The sequence below is a fragment of the Aquiflexum sp. genome, assembly GCF_041749095.1.
In the GTDB taxonomy this organism is placed as follows: Bacteria; Bacteroidota; Bacteroidia; order Cytophagales; family Cyclobacteriaceae; genus Aquiflexum.
In genome coordinates this window covers 1-6,876 of record NZ_JBGTCA010000388.1, presented here as the reverse complement: position 1 = coordinate 6,876, position 6,876 = coordinate 1, and the positions used below count along the sequence as shown (strand labels likewise).

The window sequence follows — 6,876 nt, the reverse complement described above, 5'->3', positions numbered from 1 at the left end:
AAAGATTTGTCTTTTGCCCTTAGACCATGATAGGAAAGTCTAAGGTACTCATCTGCCAATTCATTGATGTCAGTTGGGGATTTTTCTCCCATACTTGTACGGCTATGTTGTAACATTCCTTTGACAATGGTGTCAGCCCGGCTTCCATGGTGGTGGATTTTTTCAAGGTTCTGTTTGATGTCCAAAGCTATTGCTTTTACTTCTTCGAGATCTCCTTTGTCCAGTTCCTGATGCATTTCATCTATCAACTCCTGACTTACTTCCGAAAAATTGTTGACAAAATTCAAGGGATTTTGGATCTCATGGGCAATGCCCGCAGTCAGTTCTCCCAACGATGCCATCTTTTCCGATTGGATCAATTGGGCCTGTGCAGCTTTGAGTTCTTCCAGGGCTTTCTCAAGTTCTTCTTTCTGCTTGACCAGTTCGGCTGTCCTTTCAGCAACGTCCACTTCAAGTTTGGCTTTGATGGTCTGGGTGATCTGAAATTCTTTTTCCCTTTCTAAGGCTTTGATTTTCTCGGCCAAAAGCGCCTTTTTCTGCTTTCTGTAAATGATATACATTGCCACCAACCAGATAAAAGCAAACAATGAGGCTACATCAAATACTTTTTCCCATGTCTTGAACAATTTTGGACTGACCAGTTCAAATATATCACTGATGAGGGAAACAGCGATAAGCGGCAGCGCGGCATAGACCAAAGACTTTGTTCCCGAAAATTCGGGATGAGTGAAAATAGTGTAAACGATATATGATATCAGTAAAATGCTGAAAAATTTGATGATGAGGCTATCATCGAGAGAAGCAGCCAAAATGGCCAAAATGACTACGATGATCATCCCATAATTAATGGGTTTTTTCCATTTCTCAGGAATCTCCCTGGTTTTCAACTGCCTGCGCAGGTAATACAAAAAGATAAATGCAATGACATTTTCGAAACCCATAATGCTAGTGTTTGTCTTTAAAAGGAACCATCAAGAATTTTTTAACCAGAATTTTTCCTCACCGGGCAATTCATTAAGATAGGATTTGGTCTGATCGTGGCCTTTTTTGACAACCCGCTTCCACTTGCTGTCATCTAAGAGACTTACTGCCCTTAGGTTGATTTCAAAAAAGAGAGAAACCTTGGATTTATTTATTTCTTCCCGTTGTCTGGAATTGAAAGTCATGGAATTGACCATTACGGTGGTGATGACAGGATTGTCGTATCTTTTTTTCTTGGCAAATTTTCCTTTGACCTGTTCCCAAACTGAAGGGACATTTTTAAAATCCACTTTTTCGGGTTCCGATCCTGAAAGCGAAACGGCGATGATATTTTTGACAGGGTATCTGTACATTGGGTCTATGGGTATATTGTCTGCCATGGCACTGTCCATATACACTTGATCATCCACCACTACAGGAGGAAAAATGCCGGGAGATAAAAAGCTTTCCCGCACTTGCTGCCAAACCTTTCCGGTACTATGGATTTTAACTTCATTGTTTGTCATATCGGTAGATACACAATAAGAATTGACCCAAAGATCCTCTAAGGCGGTGTTGCCGAATACTTTTTGGGAAAATTCCTCGATTTTCTGGCTGCTGTTTTTTGCAAAAAAAGTCAGAAAGAAGTTATTGATTCCCAGATCACTTTCTGCGGATTGCTGGCAGATGGCTTCAATCCTTTTATTTTGGAAATCAGCAAAGGCCATAATTATACCATACAATGCGCCTGCACTGCTTCCACCCACAAAATCTATCTCCACCCCGGCCTCCAATAGTGCCTGCACCGCTCCGACATGGGCATAACCTTTGGCACCACTTCCTCCAAGGACCAACCCCACTGCCTGATTGGTGATGATCCTGCAAAGCCTGCGCATGTCCTTGTTGTTGTTTTTCCGGGCATGGATATGTAAGTGTATGTTTCTGTCCTTAAACCACTTAGCGGAATTGTCAGGGACATCAACATTTTCAGGATGTAACAGCAGCAGGTATTTTTTCCTGTTCAGGATATTGTTTTCGTAAAGTTTTTGCGCTTTCTCGATTTCATAAAGATCCGAGTCTGCATAAAAGTAGGTAGCTAAAATAACCAGATCCGCATAAAGAAGACATTGCTTGGTCCAATCCGAATCCTGCCCACTGCAGACAATCAGGTTGACGCCTTTATGTTGCTCCAAAAGCTCAGGCAGCTCTTTGGAATTTTTTTCTCCTTTAGATTCCCCGCCCAAAATCTGGGTCGGAATGTGCATGGTTTCCAGATTACTTTTAATTTCCGATACCCAATAGTCCATGTTCAGGTCCTGTTGAAGCTGAAAGATGACGATGTTTTTGGGGATGGCCTCTACTTTTTGTTCCAGGATATTTCTCCTCATCCTGTTGATTACAAACCGGGTCAGGGCAGAGGCAAATTCCGGATTTTTTGCAACAGCATTATGATATTCGGCTTTGCTGATTTCGAGCACGATGGATTTTCTGATGGCAAGAACTGCAGCCATTCGGGGTTCATTGGTAAACAGTGCGATTTCCCCGACCGGTTCACCTTCGGCAATGTCACCCAAAATAACTGTTCCGCTTTTTGACTCATTGATGGCACGTAGCCTACCTGACAGCACCACATACAGTTCATTTTGGCTGTCACCCTGTTTGAATAAATATTCTCCTGCTTCAAGTTTTATTTTTTTGCCTGCTTCAAAAATCTGCCTGAGGCTACTTTCTTCCATCTCCCCAAAAAGATTGCTCAGGAGATCTCGGTAATGATCATCAAATTTATTTTTCATTTCCATGGACATTATTTCTTTTAATTTATGTGGATTTTTTCTAAAAAGGTAAAATAATGGTAAAAACTGTTGAGGTTAAATGTAGTTTTTCCTGTTTTCTCCTATTTTTTAAGGTTTAAGTCATTTCTTTCTACAAAGTACATGTCTATTTCTCCTTTTCCTTTGGCGGCGATCTTGCCTCGATGGCTACATTTAAAAAACTCCTTAATCTCTTCGTAAGTAGTACCACTGATGTTAACTTTTCCGGTTTCACCACTGCTTTCCATCCGACTGGCGGTATTTACGGTATCTCCCCAAATATCATATTGGAATTTTTTTACCCCAACAATCCCTGCGACAACTGGACCAGTATGGATGCCTATCCTGATCTCAAAAAACAGATCTCCTTTGGATTGTTTGGCCACCCTGTGGTTTTTCATATATTCCTGAATGTCCAATGCAGCATTGACCACATCTTTGGCATGGGTCTGATTGGGTGTGGGCAATCCTCCCGCTGCCATGTAGGCATCGCCAATCGTTTTGATTTTTTCGATTTTGTGTTTCTGCATGATATGGTCAAAGGCAGAAAAACAATCATTGATTTCTGCGACCAATTCCCTTGGGCTGAGTTTTTCTGACAATTGGGTAAAACCTTTGAAATCTGTAAACAGCACTGTTACCTCATCGATCAATTTGGCATCGGCACTTCCTTTGGCTTTGAGTTCCTCTGCCACTTCTTCAGGAAGTATATTCAAGAGTAGGTCATCTGATTTTTTCTTTTCTGCCCTTAGTTCTGCTGTTCTGATATACACAGTATGTTCCAATTCTTCCTGACGATTTTTCAGGGCCAATTCCCTTCTTTTGATATACAATCTGAAGGTCCCAGCAATTAGTAAGGCATAGATTAAATAAGCCCACCAAGTCCTGTACCAAGGGGGCAAAACCCTAAATGAAAAAACAACCGGTTCGGTCCAACTATCGGTACCCTCCTCACTGATACCTGTATATCTTGCTTTGACTTTGAATGTGTAATTCCCCTCACGGATATTTCCAAAAGTTGCATTTGTTTTTTGTAGTACCGGACTCCAATTTCTATCATATCCTTCCAATATATATTGATATTCCACTAGTTGTGGATTGGATAATTCTGTGGAAGCAAATTCAAAGGTCAACTGATTGTGACGATAAGGCAAGGTCAGGTCTTCTGGTAGATAAAAAAACGGAGTTGTTTCAGAGAATTTAATACCGGCGTATTTTTTATGAAAATCTTTCCGCTCATTTTCATCCAATATTTTTTGGTATCGCAGCACTTCTTCTGTTTGTAGGGCAGGGAATGAAAGACTGTCACGGTAAGGTTCCTCATCTGTCAAAATACTTGACCAGGACACATTTTCCTCGCTTAGCTGTATTTGATTGATCCATATCCGGGGCACGGTTTTGTTCTTTTTCAGCGCATGATAGTCAAACCTCACCAAACCCGAGCTTTTGCTGCCTGTGCCTATCCAGATTATCCCTTTACTATCCAAGAACAAGGTTTTACCTGAACCTGTAATGTCCTTTACAGGATGGCCAGTTAAATTATTGAAAACTTCCGAATTAGTAATTTTTGTAACTCCACCTCCTCCTTTGATAGGACTATTGAAAATACTGATTCCTTTGTTTGATCCGGTCACGATTCTACCTCCCTGAATGGCCAAAACCTGGGAAACAAGGTTGTCATGGAGACCATCCTCAGTGGTAAACGATTCAAATGAAATGACCTCCGGCCCCTTAGTGGCTGATTCTAATATGAGTTCTTTGCTTAAGAAACTGAGCCCATTTTCAGTACCAAACCAAAGGTTACCTGCTTCGTCTTTTGAAATGCTTAAAACAACATTTGATGCAAGTCCTTGGTCCGTGGAGTAGTTGGTAAATGATTCCCCATCAAAATGGCTCAATCCATCATAAGTCGCAATCCAGATATGGCCATTGTCATCTTCAATCATGCTCAGAATTTCATAATCTGCCAACCCTTGTTCGGTGGAGAAATTGGTAAAGCCATTTCCGTCAAATTTACTTACTCCTCCATCCGAAGTTCCCAACCATAAGTTGTCTTTCTGATCTATGAGGATGCAATTGATTTTTTTACCTGCGAGTCCCTGTTCAAGGGTAAAATTGGTAAATGCAGTGCCGTCAAATCGGCTGAGTCCATTTAAAGTTCCGATCCAAAGCATGCCATCTTTGGCCTCGGCCATAGACATCCCACCGTTTTCGACCATTCCCTGGGTTCTGGAGTAATTTATAAAGGAATATCCGTCATACTTGCTAAGCCCCAAAAAGGTCCCAAACCACAGATTTCCTTTACTATCCTCGAAAATGTTTTCAACCATATTATCTATAAGGCCATGCTCTTTGGTAAAATTGGTAAAAGCAAGGCCATCGAAGCGGCTAATCCCTGCATCTTCAGTCCCTGCCCATACGTGTCCGTTAAGGTCTTCAACAATACTTCTCAAACTGTTGCTTGCAAGCCCATGGTCAGTGGTGAAACTTTTGAACTGATTTCCATCATAGACGCTTAGTCCGTAGCTTGTGGCTAACCATATATTGTTGTCCTGATCTTCCAAAAGATCCCATATTGCTAAATCAGCCATTCCTTTATCAATTGAGAAATTGGAAAAAGTCTGTCCATCAAATTTACTTAACCCAGAGACAGTGCCTATCCAATAGTTGCCTGAATGGTCTTGGATGATACTTAATATATAATTGCTGGGCAAACCATCTTCCTTGGTATAATTTTCAAATTTTACTCCATCATACCTGCTTAAACCCCCTAATGTACCAAACCAAAATATACCATCCCTATCAATCAGCATGCTCAGAACAAAATTGGCAGGTAGGCCATTTTCCATGTTGTAATTCGTAAAACTGTTTCCATCAAACTTGCTGACTCCGCCTTCATAGGTTCCAAACCATATATTTCCATCGGAATCTTCAGCGATGCTCCAGACGACATTATCAGGCAGACCTTGTTCGGTGGTATAGCGAGAAAAAACCTTCCCATTGTATTTTCCAACGCCACCACCATTAGTTGTAAACCATATATTTCCTTTAGAATCCTCAAATACCCTTGTGACTATATTGGATGCCAAACCATGATCAGCAGTAAAATTGGTAAATGAAGTTCCGTCAAACCTGCTCACACCACCCGAATAAGTACCAAACCAAAGGTGTCCCCTACTATCCAGAAGACTGCCCCTAATACCGTCCAGGGCCAATCCATTGTTCGTATTATAGTTGGTAAATTGACCAATTCCACCAAATCCGAGCACAAAAGGCTTTCCTTCTATTCCTAAGGGATACTGCCCATCCTCATCTGTCAGTACCGAAAATGGATGAACCTGAGGGGGTTCAAGTTCTACCCGCTGTCTTTCATCCGCTACATTTACCCGTTCATAGAAAGCACCCTTTTGCTTTGGTACCGGGATCACTTTTGGTGGAGGCATTTCACTGAGTAGAAAAGTGGCTGGTTGGAGGGAATCAGGAAGGTCTGAGATATAAGTTATTTTTGGTTTGGAAAATGGATCAGCTACCGGATTGTCTTCAGATATCGACCCAAGGGAAGGATCTTGCTTAGTGCATCCTGATAAGAAATAGACCAAAAATACCAAACAGAAAAAATAACAATTTTGGAGGGAAAGAGGAGGATTAAGTTGAAAATCGGTATGTTTTTTCATTTAGATCAAAGAAAGAGGATACACAAAATACAAAATCAAAAATATTTGATTTCAATTCAACCAAAATTTATCTTTTTTCTCTAAAGCTTTTAAATATTCTTGGGTTTGTTTGTAGCCTTTGTTTTGGATATTTTTCCATTTATTGTTGTCCAAAAATCCTACGCCCTGTAGGTCCAGTTCAAAATATAATGAGACTTTTGATTTGGTGTTCTCTTGTTTCTGACGGCTGTTGATGGTCAAAGAGTTGATTAAAATTGAAGCGAGATTGGGGATTTTATATTTCTTTTTCTTGAATATCTTATCCCAAAAAACCGACCATGAACTTGGGGTTTCTTCATAATTGACTTTACGGGTTGAATATCCTGCCAGGGCAACTGCGATAATATTCCCAACTGGATATTGGTACATGGGCTCAATGGGCAAATTATCCA

Annotated in this window: 4 protein-coding genes; all 4 read right to left on the bottom strand. The window is 40.8% G+C overall.

Features of this window, described 5'->3' with window-relative positions; genetic code table 11:
- A partial coding sequence (locus ACEW8O_RS17580; protein WP_373495935.1) for a sensor histidine kinase occupies positions 1-941 on the bottom strand: 941 nt, incomplete at its 3' end.
- Positions 942-971: 30 nt separating this feature from the next.
- Positions 972-2,753, bottom strand: a complete 1,782-nt coding sequence (locus ACEW8O_RS17575; RefSeq protein WP_373495934.1) for a patatin-like phospholipase family protein — start codon at positions 2,751-2,753, stop codon at positions 972-974.
- A gap of 101 nt (positions 2,754-2,854) precedes the next feature.
- On the bottom strand, positions 2,855-6,445 hold the full coding sequence (locus ACEW8O_RS17570; RefSeq protein WP_373495933.1) for an adenylate/guanylate cyclase domain-containing protein: 3,591 nt from the start codon (positions 6,443-6,445) through the stop codon (positions 2,855-2,857).
- Between the two features lie 51 nt (positions 6,446-6,496).
- The coding region (locus tag ACEW8O_RS17565; protein WP_373495932.1) for a hypothetical protein at positions 6,497-6,876 on the bottom strand (380 nt) is incomplete at its 5' end.